This window comes from Arsenicicoccus sp. UBA2120 (genome assembly GCF_002330965.1).
Taxonomy (GTDB): Bacteria; Actinomycetota; Actinomycetes; order Actinomycetales; family Dermatophilaceae; genus Arsenicicoccus; species Arsenicicoccus bolidensis.
This window is the reverse complement of the sequence record NZ_DCYC01000016.1, coordinates 22,566-39,305: the sequence shown is the minus strand read 5'-3', so window position 1 is coordinate 39,305 and position 16,740 is coordinate 22,566. Positions and strand designations below refer to the sequence as shown.

General features: G+C 72.2%; 14 protein-coding genes. 5 read left to right on the top strand and 9 right to left on the bottom strand.

The window, feature by feature from the left end:
• Positions 1–107 precede the first annotated feature (107 nt).
• Positions 108–3,578 carry an ATP-binding cassette domain-containing protein gene (locus B2P18_RS01500; RefSeq protein WP_286955584.1) on the bottom strand — a complete coding sequence of 1,157 codons (3,471 nt, stop codon included), beginning with the start codon at positions 3,576–3,578 and terminating at the stop codon, positions 108–110.
• Between the two features lie 140 nt (positions 3,579–3,718).
• Here B2P18_RS01500 and B2P18_RS01495 point away from each other — a divergent pair, with 140 nt between their 5' ends.
• Both B2P18_RS01495 and B2P18_RS01490 read left to right on the top strand, forming a co-directional pair.
• On the top strand, positions 3,719–4,282 hold the full coding sequence (locus B2P18_RS01495; RefSeq protein WP_286955583.1) for a YbhB/YbcL family Raf kinase inhibitor-like protein: 564 nt from the start codon (positions 3,719–3,721) through the stop codon (positions 4,280–4,282).
• 88 nt (positions 4,283–4,370) lie between these two features.
• Positions 4,371–5,807, top strand: coding sequence for a GuaB1 family IMP dehydrogenase-related protein (locus B2P18_RS01490; protein ID WP_286955582.1), 1,437 nt, complete (start codon positions 4,371–4,373; stop codon positions 5,805–5,807).
• A 24-nt stretch (positions 5,808–5,831) separates the two neighbouring features.
• On the opposite strand, the gene B2P18_RS01485 is transcribed toward B2P18_RS01490, so the two are convergent.
• From B2P18_RS01485 to B2P18_RS01455, 7 genes are all read right to left on the bottom strand, one after another.
• Entirely contained in the window at positions 5,832–6,374 is a 543-nt protein-coding gene (locus B2P18_RS01485) for an isochorismatase family protein (RefSeq protein ID WP_286955581.1), read from the bottom strand.
• 119 nt (positions 6,375–6,493) lie between these two features.
• Positions 6,494–7,903: a sugar porter family MFS transporter gene (locus B2P18_RS01480; protein WP_286955580.1), complete on the bottom strand. Its 1,410-nt coding sequence runs from the start codon at positions 7,901–7,903 to the stop codon at positions 6,494–6,496.
• A gap of 136 nt (positions 7,904–8,039) precedes the next feature.
• Entirely contained in the window at positions 8,040–8,852 is an 813-nt protein-coding gene (locus B2P18_RS01475; protein WP_286955579.1) for a TrmH family RNA methyltransferase, read from the bottom strand.
• A gap of 13 nt (positions 8,853–8,865) precedes the next feature.
• Positions 8,866–9,633 (bottom strand): sulfite exporter TauE/SafE family protein, encoded by a 768-nt coding sequence (locus tag B2P18_RS01470; RefSeq protein ID WP_286955578.1) that lies wholly within the window; start codon positions 9,631–9,633, stop codon positions 8,866–8,868.
• 80 nt (positions 9,634–9,713) lie between these two features.
• Complete coding sequence (locus tag B2P18_RS01465) at positions 9,714–10,991, bottom strand: SPFH domain-containing protein (RefSeq protein WP_286955577.1); 1,278 nt, start codon at positions 10,989–10,991, stop codon at positions 9,714–9,716.
• A gap of 3 nt (positions 10,992–10,994) precedes the next feature.
• Positions 10,995–11,459 carry an NfeD family protein gene (locus B2P18_RS01460; RefSeq protein ID WP_019284843.1) on the bottom strand — a complete coding sequence of 155 codons (465 nt, stop codon included), beginning with the start codon at positions 11,457–11,459 and terminating at the stop codon, positions 10,995–10,997.
• Positions 11,460–11,597: 138 nt separating this feature from the next.
• On the bottom strand, positions 11,598–12,392 hold the full coding sequence (locus B2P18_RS01455) for an ABC transporter ATP-binding protein (protein ID WP_029210084.1): 795 nt from the start codon (positions 12,390–12,392) through the stop codon (positions 11,598–11,600).
• 41 nt (positions 12,393–12,433) lie between these two features.
• Here B2P18_RS01455 and B2P18_RS01450 point away from each other — a divergent pair, with 41 nt between their 5' ends.
• Complete coding sequence (locus B2P18_RS01450) at positions 12,434–13,195, top strand: hypothetical protein (RefSeq protein WP_286955576.1); 762 nt, start codon at positions 12,434–12,436, stop codon at positions 13,193–13,195.
• A 122-nt stretch (positions 13,196–13,317) separates the two neighbouring features.
• Here B2P18_RS01450 and glgA read toward each other — a convergent pair whose 3' ends face one another.
• Positions 13,318–14,511: a glycogen synthase gene (gene glgA, locus B2P18_RS01445; protein WP_286955575.1), complete on the bottom strand. Its 1,194-nt coding sequence runs from the start codon at positions 14,509–14,511 to the stop codon at positions 13,318–13,320.
• A gap of 171 nt (positions 14,512–14,682) precedes the next feature.
• On the opposite strand from glgA, the gene glgC reads away from it, so the two are divergent.
• Together glgC and serB are read left to right on the top strand one after the other, a co-directional pair.
• Complete coding sequence (gene glgC, locus B2P18_RS01440; RefSeq protein ID WP_029210079.1) at positions 14,683–15,936, top strand: glucose-1-phosphate adenylyltransferase; 1,254 nt, start codon at positions 14,683–14,685, stop codon at positions 15,934–15,936.
• A gap of 26 nt (positions 15,937–15,962) precedes the next feature.
• A complete protein-coding gene (gene serB, locus B2P18_RS01435; protein WP_286955574.1) occupies positions 15,963–16,730 on the top strand; it encodes a phosphoserine phosphatase SerB in 768 nt (255 codons plus the stop codon).
• Positions 16,731–16,740 lie beyond the last annotated feature (10 nt).

Sequence of the window (16,740 nt, the reverse complement as noted above, 5' to 3'; positions counted from 1 at the left end):
GTTCTGCAGCTCAGGCAGGTCCCGCGGGTCTGTCGACTCCCAGGTGGTCAGTCGGAGTCGGTCAGTGGTGAGCACCGTGGTCCGCACACCCCACAACCTGGCCTGGCTCACCCGGCGAGGTGTCCCCAGCGTCCGGCGAGGTCGGACCAGGGACCGACCTCGGCGACGCGGCCGTCCACGACCACGACGACGACGTCCGCCTGCGCGAGCGCCGCGCGCTTGGAGCTGGCACCGACGACGGTCATCGACCGGGCGCGCAGGGCCTGCCACAGCTCGATCTCGGTGCGCGCGTCCAGCGCCGAGGAGACGTCGTCGGCGAGCAGCAGCTCGGCGTCGGCGGCGACCGCTCGGGCCAGGGCCAGGCGCTGGACCTGACCGCCGGACAGGCGGACCCCGCGGTGGCCGACGAGCGAGTGGGCCCCGCCGGCCTGCTCGACGTCCGGTCCGAGCCGCGCCACCCCGATGGGGCTCTCGAAGGCACGGTCGAAGCCGAGGCGGACGTTCTCGTCGAAGGTCCCCGACAGCACTCGGGGCACCTGTCCGACATACGCGACCTGACCCGGCCGCAGGAAGACCTCGGGGTCGGTGATCTCCTCGCCGTTCCACCGCAGGGAGCCGCGGTGGTCGGCCAGCCCGGCGACGGCGCGCAGCAGGCTCGACTTACCGGAGCCGACCTGCCCGACCAGCAGCACGAGCTCGCCCCGGTCGATGTCGAGGTCCACGTCCTCGACGCCCACCGTGCCGTCCTCGTGCACGGCGGACAGCCCGCGCATCGACAGGCGCTGCAGCGGCACGCGGGGGGTGGAGGCCGGCTCCGGGGCGGTGCCGGCGACCAGGTCGACGTCCGTCGGCAGGGCGACGAGGTCTGCGCCCCCCGCCATCCGGCTCGTCGCCACCTGCCAGGCGCGCGTGCCCGGGGCCTCGGTGACCACGGCGCCGGCGACCCGGCCGAACCAGTCGAACCCGTTGACCGCGCTGACGACCAGCAGCGCGGTGGCCAGGCCCCACCGGCCCGTCAGGACCCCGCCCCACGCCGCGACGGCGCCGGCCTGGACCATGACGGTGGGCACGCCGTCCAGGAAGGCCTGGACCCGGTGCTCGCGCACCGCGGCTGCCACCCGTCCTGCGTCGACGTGGCGCAGGTGGCGGCGCACCTCCGGCATACGGCCGGCGAGCTTGACCGTGCGGGCCGACTCGAGCACGGACACGAGGACCCGGCCGAAGCGGGCCCGGGTGGCCGAGGCCTGGGCCGCGGACCGCCCGGCGACGGGACGACCCACCGCGGAGGCCGTCGCCGAGGCGACCATGACGACGAGCAGGACGAGGCCCGCCATCCAGGTCCCGGCGGCGATCGCGGTGACCAGGCAGATCAGCAGGCCGTTGACGAAGTCGACCCACCGGTCGGCGTAGCGCGCGTAGCGGTCGGAGTCCATGGCCCGGGCCACGACCTCGCCGGCGGGGACGCGCTCGAGGCGGCGCTGCCCGGTCTGGCCGACGAGCACGGACATGCGTACCCGGAGCAGGACCTCGATCCACCAGCGGGGATAGCGCACGACCGCCGAGGCGAGGGCCACCGGGCCCAGGAGCGTGACGGCCACGACGAGGCCCAGCCACCACCACGGGGAGGCGCCACCCTGGAGGGCCTGCACGGTGTGGCCCCAGGCATAGCCCGTGATGGCGCCCAGCGCGCCACCGAGCGACTGCGCGAGAAAGAGCGACGCGGCGAACAACCCCCACGTCGGTCGCACCGCGAGCACGTTGAGAATGCCTCGGGCCAGGGACGGTCCGTTGCCCGGGTCACGGGGGTTCGGGGGCTCGCCGCGCCGGCGGACGGTGCCCAGAGCGGTGACGGCGGTGCTGCCCTCGGGGGCGACCGGGGTCGTCTCGCCCTCCGGCCGAGGGGCCGGGCGCACGTCCGTCTCCCGCGCCGCCTCCAGGAGGGTGAGGAAGGGGCCGGGCTCGGCGGCGAGCCGGGCCCGCTCCCCCGCCTGCACGACCCGGCCGTCCGCGAGGACGGCGACGAGGTCGGCGCGGGCGATCGTCGACAGCCGGTGCGCGATGAGGATGCCGGTGCGGCCGTGGAGCAACCGCTCGGACGCGGCCACGACGCGGGCCTCGGTGAGGGGGTCCATGCGGGCGGTCGCCTCGTCCAGCACGACGACCTGCACGTCCCGCATCAGCAGCCGGGCGAAGGCGAGCAGCTGCTCCTCCCCCGCGGACAGGACCGTGCCGCCGGGGCCGAGCAGGGTGTCGATGCCGTCGTCGAGACCGGCGACCCAGTCACCGAGCCCCAGCTCGGCCACGACCTCCTCGATCCGGTCGCGGGGCGCGTCGGTGAACAGCGAGATGTTCTGCGCGAGGGTGCCGGCCAGGATCTCGGTGCGCTGCGTGACGACACCCACGGTGCGACGGAGCTCCTGCAGGTCGAGGTCCAGGACGTCGACCCCGCCGAGGAAGACCTCGCCCGGACGCGGGTCGACCGCGCGCGAGACCAGCGAGGCGAGCGTCGACTTGCCCGACCCCGTGCGTCCGACGAGCGCCAGGGTCTGCCCCGCGGGCAGCGTGAGGTCGACGTCGCGCAGCGCGAACGCGCCCTCGGCGTACGCGAAGGTCGCGTGGCGGAACTCCAGGGTCACCGGGCCTGGGGGCAGCTCCTCGCCGCCGTCCGGCTCCGGCTCGACGGCCATCATCTGGCGCAGGCGCAGGATGGCGCCGAGCCCCGCCTGCAGGTCGGGCAGCTGGTCGGCGACGCGACCGATGTAGCCGACGAACGTCGCGGTGATGAGGAAGAGCGTGACGAGCTGGGGGACGGACAGCCGGTCGGTCGTGGCGAGCATGACCCCGACGGCGGCGACGGCGGCGAGCAGGGCGTGGAGGATCACCCCGGTGCGCAGGGTCACCGCGCGCTCGAGGGTCAGCACCTCGTGGAAGCGCCGGTGCACCTCGGCGGACAGAGCGGCAAGACGGCGTATGGCGAACGCCTGGCCGAGGCTCGTCCGCAGGTCGTCCTGCGCGGCGATGCCCTCCTCGAGGGCTGCGGCATGGTCGGTCCACGCGGCCTCCTCCACCACCTTGCGCCGGGCGATCTCGTCCAGGAGGCCGCGCACGGACAGGATGGCGGCCGCCGCGAAGACCGGAAACAGGAGCACCGACGGCCACCAGGTGAAGCCGGCGACGACGAGCATCGGGACGATCGAGACGATGGCGCGCAGCATCATCCAGACCTGGATCCGCACGAGGGAGCCGACCTCTCGGGTGTCGTCGTCGACGCGGTCGAGGATCTCCCCCACAGGCTGCTCCGACAGCGTCGGGAGCGGCTGGCTCAGCGCGGCGTCGAGCAGGTCGTCCCGCAGCCGCCCCTCGGCCCGGTCGGACACGGCGGCCCACAGCCAGCGGCCGAGGGTGTCGACGGCGGCTCCCCCGATGACGCAGGCGGCGAGCACCCACAGGAGGGTCCACGAGACCTGGTCGGCGAGCCGCCCCGCCACCACGGTGCCGAGCGCCGTGCCGACGGCTCCGGTGGTGAGCGCCAGGAGTGCCGCACCGGCCGTGGGGCTCCGGAGGCGGTGCCAGGTCACGGTGCGGTGATCAGCGGGGCGAGCACGGCGGCCGGACACAGTCACGGCGGTCGAGCCTACGCGAGCGAGGAGCCCGACCACCACGGACTTTCGGTGCCCCACGCTGGGTGCGCTCGGAGGGCTCGGCATAGGGTCGGAACATGAGCTCCCTCGACCGACCCATGGCCCCGGACCCCTACGAGCTGCTCCCCCAGGTGGCGTCGTTCACCGTCACCAGCGAGTCCTTCGACGACGGCGCGGACCTGCCCGACGCCCAGCTCTTCGACTCCTGGGGGATGACCGGCGACAACCGGTCCCCCCAGCTGAGCTGGACCGGTGCTCCCGCCGAGACCCGCGGGTATGCCGTCACCTGCTTCGACCCGGACGCCCCCACGCCGAGCGGCTTCTGGCACTGGCTGCTCGTCGGCCTGCCCGCCGACTGCACCTCGCTGCCCGAGGGCGCGGGCGCCGAGCGTGGCAAGCACCTGCCCAAGGGCGCGTTCATGATGGCCAACGACTACGGACTCAAGGCGTTCGGCGGTGCCGCCCCGCCCGCCGGCGACCGCCCGCACCGCTACATGTTCGCCGTGCACGCCCTCGACACCGACGACCTCGGCCTCGACGACACCGCGAGCGGCGCGGCGACCGGCTTCACGCTGGGCTCTCGCACGCTGGCGCGCGCCGTGATCACCGGGATGTGCGAGGTGCCGGGCGACGACGCCTGAGCCCGGCGGCTGAGCCCCTGAGTCCGGGCCGGGGCTGCGCCCGTGGCGAGCCGCTCGTGCGGGCAGTCCTCGCAGTAGACTCGGACGAGTGCGCTTTCTCAACGGCCTGGAGCCGAGCTTCGACCTGACCTACGACGACGTCTTCATGGTCCCGTCCCGGTCGTCCGTCACCTCCCGCCTCGACGTCGACATGTCCACGGACGACGGCAGCGGCACGACGATCCCCCTCGTGGTGGCCAACATGACCGCCATCGCGGGGCGTCGCATGGCCGAGACGGTGGCCCGTCGAGGCGGGCTGGTCGTCATACCCCAGGACATCCCGACCGACATCGTCGCCGAGGTCATCGCGGACGTGAAGTCGCGCCACCTGGTCTATGACACCCCCATCTCGGTCAAGCCGCACCACACCTGCGGCTATGCGCTCGGCCTGCTCCCCAAGCGCGCGCACGGCGCCGCGATCGTACAGGTCGACGACCGGCCCGTGGGCATCGTCACCGAGAACGACCTCGTCGGCGTCGACCGCTTCACCCAGCTGTCCGAGGTGATGAGCACCGAGCTGCTCACCGTCCCGGTGGACACCTCGCCGCGCGACGCGTTCGCCCTGCTGCACGACCACCACCGCAAGCTCGCCCCCGTCGTGGACGCCGACGGCCGGCTCGTCGGTCTGGTCACGCGTCAGGGCGCGCTGCGCGCCTCGCTCTACGCCCCCGCCACCGACGACCAGGGCCGGCTGCGGATCGCCACGGCCGTCGGCATCAACGGCGACGTCGCCGCCAAGGCCGCCGCGCTCGTCGAGGCCGGCTCCGACCTGCTCGTCGTCGACACGGCCCACGGGCACCAGGACAAGATGATCGAGGCGCTGCGCGCGGTGCGCTCCACCGGCATCGACGTGCCGATCGTCGCCGGCAACATCGTCTCCGCCGACGGCGTCCGCGACCTCGTCGAGGCCGGGGCCGACATCATCAAGGTCGGCGTCGGCCCGGGTGCCATGTGCACCACCCGCATGCAGACGGGCGTCGGCCGCCCGCAGTTCAGCGCCGTCCTCGAGTGCGCCGCCGCGGCGCGCGAGCTCGGCAAGCACGTCTGGGCCGACGGCGGCGTCCGTCACCCCCGCGACGTGGCGCTCGCGCTGGCCGCCGGGGCGTCCAACGTCATGATCGGCTCGTGGTTCGCCGGCACGCTCGAGTCGCCCGGCGACCTGCAGCGCGGCAGCGACGGCCGGGCCTACAAGGAGTCCTTCGGGATGGCGTCCAAGCGCGCGGTCGCCAACCGCACGGCCGCGGAGTCGAGCTACGACCGCGCCCGCAAGGCGCTGTTCGAGGAGGGCATCTCCGCCGCGCGCATGTACGTCGACCCGACTCGCCCCTCCGTCGAGGACCTGATCGACGCGATCGTCTCCGGGGTGCGCTCCTCCTGCACGTATGCCGGCGCCCGCTCCCTCGCGGAGTTCCACGACCGCGCGGTGGTGGGGATCCAGAGCTCGTCCGGCTACGCCGAGGGACGGCCGCTGCACCAGTCCTGGTGACCCCTGCGCGGTGAGCGTGCTGTGTCAGCCGCCGAGGGCGTCCGCCGTGGTCGTGACGCTGCCGCGGACGCCTGGCAGGACGGTGTTGTCGGCGTGCAGATTGAGCATGCTGATCACCTGCTCGGGCGCGTACTCCGCGCCCCACTGCCGCAGGTCGCCCGTGGTGTGGGCGTCCGCGACGAGGGTCATGGGGTAACCGCGGTAGAGCCCGCCGTAGAAGGTGCTGCGGATGCAGGCGTCCGTCTGGGCGCCGCACAGGACGACCTCCTGTGCCCCGACCTGCCGGAGCTGGTCCTCGAGGTCGGTGTCGGCGAAGGCATCGCCGTAGCGCTTGTCGACCACGGGCTCCTCGCCCGGGTCGAGCTCGCTCACGATCTGCCACCCGTCCGAGCCGAGGACCAGCTCCTGGTCCGCGTTGTGCCGCACCCAGATCACGGGGACCGAGCGCTCACGCGCCCGGTCGACCAGGGTGCGGACGTTGCCGATGACGGCGTCGCTGTTGATGGACTCGGCCATGACGTCACGCTGGACGTCGACGACGAGCAGGGCTGCTGTGGTGTCTGTCATGGCTCGACGCTAGCGACCGTTGCGGACGGAATCAGTCCTGAGACCGTTCCGTCCGCAACGAGCAGCAGACGTCCAGCACCTGGCCGCACCCCGCGAGGCGGCGGCCCGTCATACGACCGTCAGTGCATGACCGGGGTGGGGCCACCGGCCGAGTCGCGGGGGTCGTGGGTGAGGCCGAGCTTGGCCTCCATCTCCTCGAGCGGCACGCCCTTGGTCTCGGGCATGACCTTGAGGACCCAGAAGAGCTGACCAACCATGAACACCAGGAAGATCGCGAACGCCACGCCGCCGCCGAGGGCGCCGATGATGGGCGGGAAGAAGGTCGAGGTCAGCCACGCGAACACCCAGTGGGTCAGCGAGCCGAGCGACTGGCCGCGGCCGCGGATGCGGTTGGGGAAGATCTCGGAGATGAAGACCCAGATGACCGCGCCCTGGCCGAACGCGTGCGCCGCGATGAAGACCAGCAGGCCGATCAGCACCAGGATGCTCGAGGTGGAGTCGAAGGCCCCGCCCTTGCCCTTCTCGTAGTAGAACATCAGGCCGGACAGGAAGCCGAGGCTGATCAGGTAGCCCACGGAGCCGATCAGCATGAGGCGCTTGCGGCCGATCTTGTCGATCACGGTGAGGGCGGTCATGGTGGCGACGAGGTTCATGAAGCCGACGGCCACCGACATCAGGAAGGCCGCGTCCGTGGAGGCGCCGGCCTTCTTCATGACCTCGGGGGCGTAGTAGAGGATCGCGTTGATGCCGGACATCTGGTTGAACATCGCGATGGTGAACGCGAGCAGGATGACCTTGCGGTGCTCCTTGACGAAGAACGGCACGGAGGGCGCGTTGGCCGCGGACGCCAGCGAAGAGTTGATCTCCTGGATCTGGAGGTCGGCCTCCTCGCGGGTCTGGGTGAGCCGGCCGATGACCTCGCGGCCCTCCTCGCCGCGGCCGTTGGCCATGAGCCAGCGCGGCGTCTCGGGGACGGCCGTCAGCATGATCAGGAAGATCACGGCGGGGACGGCCATGACGCCGAACATCCAGCGCCAGTCGGTGGCCTCGTCGTTGATGATGATGCGGATGAGGTAGTTGGACAGGTAGGCGAGCAGGATGCCCAGCACGATGTTGAACTGCACCAGCCCGACGAGGCGGCCGCGGACCTTGGCCGGGGCGATCTCAGCGGTGTAGATCGGGGCGCACACCGAGGCCGCGCCGACGCCGATGCCCCCGAGGAAGCGGAAGATCGACAGGATCAGGATGTTGGGGGCGAAGGCGGTGCCGAGGGCGCCCAGGACGTAGAGGATGCCGATGACGAACAGGACCTTCTTGCGGCCGAACTTGTCCGCGGGCTGACCCGCCGTCAGCGCTCCGAGGATCGTGCCGAGGAGGGCGACGCCCACGGCCCAGCCCAGCGCCGAGTCCGACAGGGAGAACTGGGCCTTGAGGGCCTCGGTGGTGCCGGAGATGACTGCGGTGTCGAATCCGAAGATCAGACCACCGAGCGATGCGACGAGAGCGCTGCGCAGGACAAGTGGCTTCATGGCGCATGATCCTGCCCCCACCGACCCCGCATCGCGCGCCGAAAAATGGTGCAGGGGCGCAGTTTCGACGATCGTGACCCGAGCGATACCTACCGGGCCGTCAACCGGGCCGTCAATCGGGCGGTCGCCCGGCTGGTCAGACCCCTACCCGCAGCGCCCACATGGCCACCGCCGAGGCCGCCGCGACGTTGAGCGAGTCCACTCCCCCGGCCATCGGGATGCGCACCACCGAGTCCGCCGACGCGACGGTCCGCGCGGACAGGCCGTCGCCCTCGGTGCCCATCACGACCGCGAGCCGCTCCGGCGGCGCGGCGGCCAGCTCGTCCAGGGACACCGAGTCGTCGCTCAGCGCCATCGCGGCGACGTGGAAACCGTTGTCCCGCAGCAGGTCCACGCCGGCAGGCCAGGGGTCGATGCGGGTCCACGGGACCTGGAAGACCGTGCCCATCGACACTCGGATGGAGCGTCGATAGAGGGGATCGGCGCACCGCGGCGTCACCAGGACGGCGTCGACCCCGAGCGCCGCGGCCGAGCGGAAGATCGCGCCGACGTTGGTGTGGTCGACGATGTCCTCCAGGACGACCACGCGCCGCGCAGCCTCCAGCACCGAGCCCACCGTCGGCAGGTCGGGGCGCTGCATCGACGCCAGCGCACCACGGTGCAGGTGGAAGCCCGTGAGGTCCTCGATGATGGGGTGGGTGCCGACATACACCGGGATGTCGCAGGACTCGGCCCAGGTGACGAGGTCGGCGAGGTCGGTGAGCCAACGCTCGGCCATCAGGAAGGAGCGCGGCCGGTGCCCGGCGGCCAGCGCGCGGCGGATGACCTTGTCGCTCTCGGCGATGTAGAGCCCGCGCTCCGGCTCGGTCCGGCGCCGCAGCGCGACGTCGGTCAGCCCCACGTAGTCGAGCAGTCGGGGGTCGGCGGGGTCGGTGATCGCGATGGGCACCGAGCAAGCCTAGTCAGGGAAAGACGACGAGCTTGACGATCGCGGCAACGCCCACGACGACGATCACCGCGCGCAGCGCCGCGGCCGAGATGCGGGTCCCGATCCGGGCGCCGAGCCAGCCGCCACCGAGGGCACCGAGGGCGATGAGCGCCGCCACGTCCCAGCGCATCTGGTCGCGGGCGACGACGATGAAGACGATCGCCGCGACGAGGTTGGTCAGGTTGGACAGGACGACCTTGACGGCGTTGACCTGCTGCAGCGGGTGCGGCAGGAGCAGGCTCAGCAGCGAGATGAGGATGATCCCCTGCGCGGCGCCGAAGTAGCCGCCGTAGACGCTCGTCGCCCCCACGGCCGCCACCGCCAGCCGCGTCCGCCGGGGGCTGACCACGTCCTGGTGCACGGCCTTGGTCCACCGGTTGATGCGCGGCCCGAGCACGACGAGCACCAGCGCCAGCGCGATGAGCACGGGCACGATCACCCGGAACGCCTCGGCCGGCAGTACCAGCAGCAGGACGGCCCCGGTCACGGCGCCGACGCACGCGGCGGGCAGGAAGCGCCGCAGCAGGTCACCGAGGCCGGACAGCAGCGAGCGGAAGCCCGGGATGCTCGTGATGGCGGCGGCGCACAGCCCGAGGCTGTTGGAGATGTTGGCCGAGACCGGCGGGATCCCGAGCAGCAGCAGCGTCGGAAAGGTGATCAGCGTGCCTGACCCGACGACGGTGTTGATGGTCCCAGCGCCGAGACCGGCGAGGACGATGACCAGGGCTTCCCACAGCGACACCCGGCCACCATAGGTGGTGACCGGGTGTCCGTGCCCCGACGGGGCACATGCTGATCAGGCCGTATGCCGTGCGCCCGCCGTCAGCGCTGCTCGCTGCCAGGCGGCGGCGGGGTCGGGCCGGCGGGCGGCTCGACGTGGGGCGCGGCCGGCGGCTCGGCGGCGGGCATCGCCTGGGTCGGCGCCGTCGGCATACCGGCGGGGTCCGTGGTCACGTCCGGGGCCAGGTCGGGCTGCCCGGACGTGGTGACCGGCTCCGCCGCGGGAGCCGCTGCCGGCGCAGCCGACGGCATGGACGCGGAGGCCCCGCCACGACGGCGGTCCTGGGCGTGGTCCTCGGCCTCGCGCTCGGTGGCCTGCGCCTGGCTGCGGGCCTCACGCAGGGCCTCGGCCGGGTCCTGCAGCTGCACGTCGTCGAAGGCCGCGCGGGACAGCTCGGCGTCCGCCGGGGTGTAGGGGTCGGACGCGTCGCTGCCCCAGCCGCCGCCCTTGGTGTCGGTGCCGCCGAGCGCGGAGCCGATGCCCTTGAGCGCCTCGGTGAGCTCGGACGGGATGACCCACAGCTTGTTGGCGTCGCCGCGGGCGAGCTGCGGCAGGACCTGGAGGTACTGGTAGGCGAGGAGCTTCTGGTCGGGCTTGCCGCGGTGGATGGCGTCGAAGACCTGCGTGATGGCGCGGGACTGACCCTGCGCCTCGAGGATGCGGGCCTGGGCCGAGCCCTCGGCGCGCAGGATCGAGGACTGCTTCTCGCCCTCGGCGGTCAGGATCTGGGACTGCTTGACGCCCTCGGCCGTGAGGATCGCGGCGCGGCGGTCACGCTCGGCGCGCATCTGCTTCTCCATCGAGTCCTGCACGGAGTGCGGCGGGTCGATGGCCTTGAGCTCGACGCGGTTGACGCGGATGCCCCACTTGCCGGTGGCCTCGTCGAGGACACCGCGCAGCTGCGCGTTGATCTGGTCGCGCGAGGTCAACGTCTGTTCGAGGTCGAGGGATCCGATGACGTTGCGGAGCGTGGTGACCGTCAGCTGCTCGATGCCCTGGATGAAGTTGGCGATCTCGTAGACGGCGGACTTGGCGTCGATCACCGAGTAGTAGATGACCGTGTCGATGGAGACGACCAGGTTGTCGCTCGTGATCACGGGCTGCGGCGGGAAGGACACCACCTGCTCGCGCAGGTCGATGTTGGCGCGCACCTTGTCGAAGAACGGGACGAGCAGGTGCAGGCCTGCCGTCAGCGTCCGCGAGTAGCCGCCCAGCCGTTCGATGATCAGGGCGGTCTGCTGCGGCACGATCTTGATGGTCTTGGCGATGACGATCACCGCGAAGAGGACCAGGATGCCGAGGACGATCAGGGTCTCCATGGGTCAGATGCCTTCCCGGCTGTCCGCAGCGTCGGCAACGACGGCGGTAGCCCCCTCGATGGACACCACCCGGACCTCCTGGCCCGGGGGTATGGCGGGTTGCCCCGCCTGGGTGCGCGCCGTCCACGTCTCCCCCGCGAGCTTGATCAGCCCGCTCGTGGTGGTCACCGTCTCGGTGACCAGGGCTGCGCGCCCGATGTTGGCACCAGCACCGATGCTGGTGTCCGGCGCGACGGTGAACCGCCGCTTGACCATGGGCCGCACCAGGAGGACGAGCAGCAGGGCGACCACGACGGCGACGACGACCTGCACCGCGAACCCGCCGCCCAGCGCGGCCGTGACGGCTCCCGCCAGGGAGCCTCCCGCCAGCATCAGCCAGAAGAAGTCGACGCTGGCCGCCTCGATGGCCCCCAGGATCAGGGCCAGTCCCACCCAGGCCAGCCAGCCGTTGTCAGCGAACCACTCCATGTCGTCCTACTCTCCTCGTCTCCAGCACGCCGGGCACCACGGGGTGCGCCTGCGGCGCGGACACTTGTATGACGCCCCCCGCGCCCCTGCGGTTCCCCGCGTGGGTCATCGTCGTGGGGGTGATCCGCGCGGGGACGGTCACTCCCCGTCCGGGCGGGCGCGGGCGGCATACCGCTCGCCGTGCTGCTCGAGGACCAGGGGCAGGCCGAAGGTCTCGGACAGGTTGTCCTCGGTGAGAGTGAGCTCGAGCGGCCCGGCGGCCACGACCATGCCGTCGCGCAGGAGCAGCACGTCGGTGAAGCCCGGCGGGATCTCCTCGACGTGGTGGGTGACCAGGACCAGGGCCGGTGACATGACGTCCTGGGCCAGCTCGCCGAGGCGACGCACCAGGTCCTCGCGGCCCCCGAGGTCGAGGCCGGCGGCGGGCTCGTCGAGGAGCATCAGCTCGGGGTCGGCCATGAGGGCGCGGGCGATCTGGACGCGCTTGCGCTCCCCCTCGCTCAGGGTCCCGAAGGTCCGGTCCGCCAGGTGCGCCACGCCGAGGGTGCCGAGCAGTTCGTCGGCGCGCTCCTCGTCCAGCTCGTCATAGCTCTCGCGCCAGCGCCCGATCACTGCGTAGGTCGCCGTCAGCACCACGTCGCGCACCCGCTCCGAGAGGGGGACGCGCTCGGCCGTGGCGGCGCTGGCGATGCCGATGCGGGGACGCAGCTCGAAGACGTCGACCGCGCCCAGGGTCTCGCCGAGGATGCTCGCCGATCCGCTCGTCGGGTGCATGCGCGCGGCGGCCAGCTGCAGCAGCGTCGACTTGCCAGCACCGTTGGGGCCCAGCACGACCCAGCGCTGCCCCTCCTCGATCTCCCAGTCGATCCCCTCGACCAGCGTGGTGTCGCCACGGCGGACCGTGACATCGTCGAACTCGAGGACGTCGCTCATGCTCCGACCCTATGGCACCTCGCGCGCCTACGATGGACGGGATGTCCGAGCTGCCCCTGTCGTGTCGGCTGTCCCTGTGGGTGACGAGCGCGTATGCCGGCCGCCTGCCCCTCGATCGCGCCCTGGTGGCCGCGGCGGCCGAGCTGGACCACGTCTCCGGAGCCGAGCGCGTGCAGGACTGGAGCGCCCTCGGCGAGCGCGTCGTGGCGGTGGCCCTGCCCCGCGCCGGAGCCACCGCCTCGGTGCCGCGCGGCAACCCGGAGCTGGCGGGGGCGGCGGCCGGGGCGGGCGAGTGCTGCTACTCCCCCGCGCTGGGCGTGGCGCTGGTCCCGACCGTCGAGCCGTTCGGGCCTGCGGGGGACGTCGGGTGGGCGGCGCGGTTCACGGCATACGACTGCGACCCGGTGCCGACCCACCGGCTGGAGATGCTGTCGGTCCGCGAGGCGGAACGGGCCCTGCGGGCCGAGATCGCCTCGGCGACGGAGGATCTCGCGTCGCTGGGCGCGGTGTGGGGCGCTGCCGCGCGGGACGTGGCCGACGAGGCGCTGGGCTCGCAGCGCTCGGGCCTGCCGCCCGACCTGCCCGTCCGCGCGGTGTCGGTGATCACCCTGGCCGCGACGGTCGGGCGCATCGCCGACCTGGGGCTCGAGGCGGCCGACCCGTCGCTCGTCGCGGGCGAGGCCGGACGCCGGCTCCAGGCGCTGCGCCGGCTCCAGCGGGCGGCGGACGAGGCGCTGGAGACGGCCACCAACGTGGCGGCGCTGGCGATCGCGGGCTACCTCCCCGCCGACCGCCTCCCCTGACCCCGCCTCCCCGTCCCGTTGTTCCCGCTCCCCCGCCCCCTCCCGCGATCGTGAGGGTTTCCTCCACCATCCTTGGACGAGACGCTCACGATCCTGCGGGATGCGGGATGCGAGGTGCGGGGTCAGGCGTCGAGGACGGTGCGATAGACCTCGAGGGTCTTGTCGCCGATCGCCGCCCACGAGAAGTGCTCGACGGCGCGCTGCCGTCCCGCTTGCCCCATGGCCCGCGCGCGCTCGACGTCCGACACGGCATCCGTCAGCGCCGCCGCCAGGTCGGCGACGAACGTCTCCTCGTCCAGCGGGGTGCCGGAGCCGTCCTGCACCTGCTCGATGGGGACGAGCCAGCCCGTCTCGCCGTCGACGACGACCTCCGGGATGCCGCCGGTGGCCGTGGCGACCACGGCCGCCTCGCAGGCCATCGCCTCGAGGTTGACGATGCCGAGCGGCTCGTAGATCGAGGGGCACGCGAACACCGTGCACGCCGACTCCAGCGCCACGATCTCGTTGCGGGGCAGGTGCTCGGCGATCCAGACGACGCCGTCGCGGCGCGTCTTGAGGTCGTCGATGAGGGCCGTGACCTCGGCCTTGATCTCCGGGGTGTCGGGGGCTCCGGCGGCCAGCACCAGCTGCACGCCCTCGGGCAGGCGGGCGGCGGCCTTGATGAGATAGGGCAGCCCCTTCTGCCGGGTGATGCGGCCCACGAAGCAGACGAACGGCCGGTCCGGGTCGATGCCGTACTTCTCGAGCACCGCCGGGTCCGGCCCGGGCTTCCAGTCCTCGGAGTCGATCCCGTTGTGCACCACGTGGACCCGCGCGGGATCGAGCGCTGGGTAGCACCGCAGGATGTCCTCGCGCATGCCCGCCGAGACGGCGATGACGCCCGCCGCGGCCTCGTAGGCCGACCGCTCCACGAAGGACGAGAGCGCGTAACCGCCACCGAGCTGCTCGGCCTTCCACGGGCGCAGCGGCTCCAGCGAGTGGGCCGAGATGACGTGCGGGATGCCGTTGAGCAGCGACGCGACGTGCCCGCCGAAGTTGGCGTACCACGTGTGCGAGTGCACCAGGTCTGCCCCTGCCACGTCGGCCGCGATCCGCAAGTCCGTGCCCATCGTCACGAGGGCTGCGTTGGCCCCGGAGAGCTCGGGCAGGTCGGCATACCCGGTCGTCCCCTCCTCGTCCCGGGGGCCGCCGAAGCAGCGCACCTGGACGTCGATGTCGCCGCGGGACCGCAGGGCCCGGACGAGCTCGGTGACGTGCACCCCGGCGCCGCCGTAGACCTGGGGCGGGTATTCCTTGCTCACGATGTCGACTCGCACGGGACGAACCTATCCGGCGACGGGGCGGGCCGCTCGTCCAGCGCCGACGACGCGTCTGCCGGAGTCGAATTCGCCGTCGAGCCCGGAGTCGAATTCCGGGCCCGCCACGATTCCCCGCCACGGCCGATCCCTCCCGTGGCAGGCCGATCCCGACGACCTTAGGGTGAGGGCATGTACAACCGCCGCGGCCACAAGAAGGTCCTCGCCATCGTCCTCGCAGGTGGAGAGGGCAAGCGACTCATGCCCCTCACCGCCGACCGCGCCAAGCCGGCCGTCCCGTTCGGCGGCAACTACCGGCTCATCGACTTCGCGCTGTCCAACGTCGTCAACAGCGGCTTCCTCAAGGTCGTCGTGCTGACGCAGTACAAGTCGCACAGCCTCGACCGGCACGTGTCCCGCACCTGGCGCATGTCGCAGATGCTCGGCAACTACGTCACCAACGTGCCGGCGCAGCAGCGCATCGGCAAGGAGTGGTACCGCGGGTCCGCCGACGCGATCTACCAGTCCATGAACCTCATCCGTGACGAGGACCCGGACATCATCGTCGTCGTGGGTGCCGACCACGTCTATCGCATGGACTTCTCGCAGATGGTCGCCCAGCACATCGACACCGACGCCGCGTGCACCGTCGCCGCGATCCGTCAGCCGCGGTCGATGGCGGACCAGTTCGGCGTCATCGACGTCGAGCCGAGCAACCCCTCCAAGATCCGCGAGTTCCTCGAGAAGCCCACCGACCCGGCCGGCCTGCCGGACTCCCCCGACGAGATCCTCGCGTCCATGGGCAACTACGTCTTCACCAAGGACGCCCTGGTCGAGGCGCTCGAGAGCGACAACGCGCGCGACGACACTAAGCACGACATGGGAGGCGACATCGTCCCGGCCTTCGTCGACGCCGGTGACGCCTATGTCTACGACTTCAAGGACAACATCGTCCCGGGCGAGACCGAGCGCGACCACGGCTACTGGCGCGACGTCGGCACGATGGACTCCTACTACGACGCCCACATGGAGCTCGTGTCGCTCAACCCGGTCTTCAACCTCTACAACATGGAGTGGCCGATCTTCACGCAGATGGAGTCGCTGCCCCCGGCCAAGTTCGTCACCGGGATGGCGTCGCGCGCCGCCAAGGTCACCAACTCCACCGTCTGCCCCGGCGTGGTGGTGTCCGGCTCCGAGGTCACGACCTCCGTGCTGTCGCCCGGCGTCAAGCTCAACTCCTACTCCACCGTCGAGGGCTCGGTGCTCTTCGACGACGTGGTGGTCCACCGCAACGCCACGGTCCACAAGGCCGTCCTCGACAAGGGCGTCGACGTCCCCGAGGGCGCGATGGTCGGCGTGGACAAGGAGCACGACCGGGCCCGCGGATACTACGTGACGGAGTCCGGGATCACGGTGGTGGGCAAGGGAGTCCAGATCGTTCCTTGAGCAAGGAGCCATGACCACGACGTCGTATGCCGGACAGCCCACCGGCATACGACGTCGCCGTCTCTAGGCTGGGCACCGTGCCCGACGACACCCCCGCCGCTCCTCTGGTCCGCCGCCCCGAGGTGCTCGAGCGCACGCGGGTCGCGCTGACCGAGGGGCCGCCGCTGCTGCTCACCGACGTCGACTCCACCCTCATCGGGGACGAGGTCATCGAGCTGCTCGCCGCGCACGCGGGCAAGGAGCCCGAGGTGCGCGCGGTGACCGAGGCCGCCATGCGGGGCGAGCTCGACTTCGCGCAGAGCCTGCACGCCCGCGTGGCGGTCCTCGAGGGGCTGCCCGTCACGGTCGTCGAGGCGGTGCGGGCCGCGGTGCGGGTGACGCCCGGCGCGCAGGAGCTCGTCGACGCCGTGACGGCCGCGGGCGGCGTGGTGGGCGTCGTGTCGGGCGGGTTCGTCGAGGTCGTCGGCCCGCTCGCGGAGACGATGCGGATCCACCACGCGGTCGCCAACACCCTCGAGGTGAGCGACGGACGCCTGACCGGGCGCGTGACCGGCGAGGTGGTGGACCGCGCCGTCAAGGCCCGGGTGCTGCGGGAGCTGGCCGAGCGGCACGGCATCCCGATGGAGCGGACGATCGCGGTGGGCGACGGCGCCAACGACCTGGACATGCTGGAGGCTGCCGGGCTCGGCGTGGCCTTCGCCGCCAAGCCCGCGCTGGCCGACCGCGCCGACGTGTGCCTGCCCGGGCCCCGCCTCGACGACCTGGTCGAGCTCCTGGGACTCCCCCGCGCCTGACCGGCGGCTG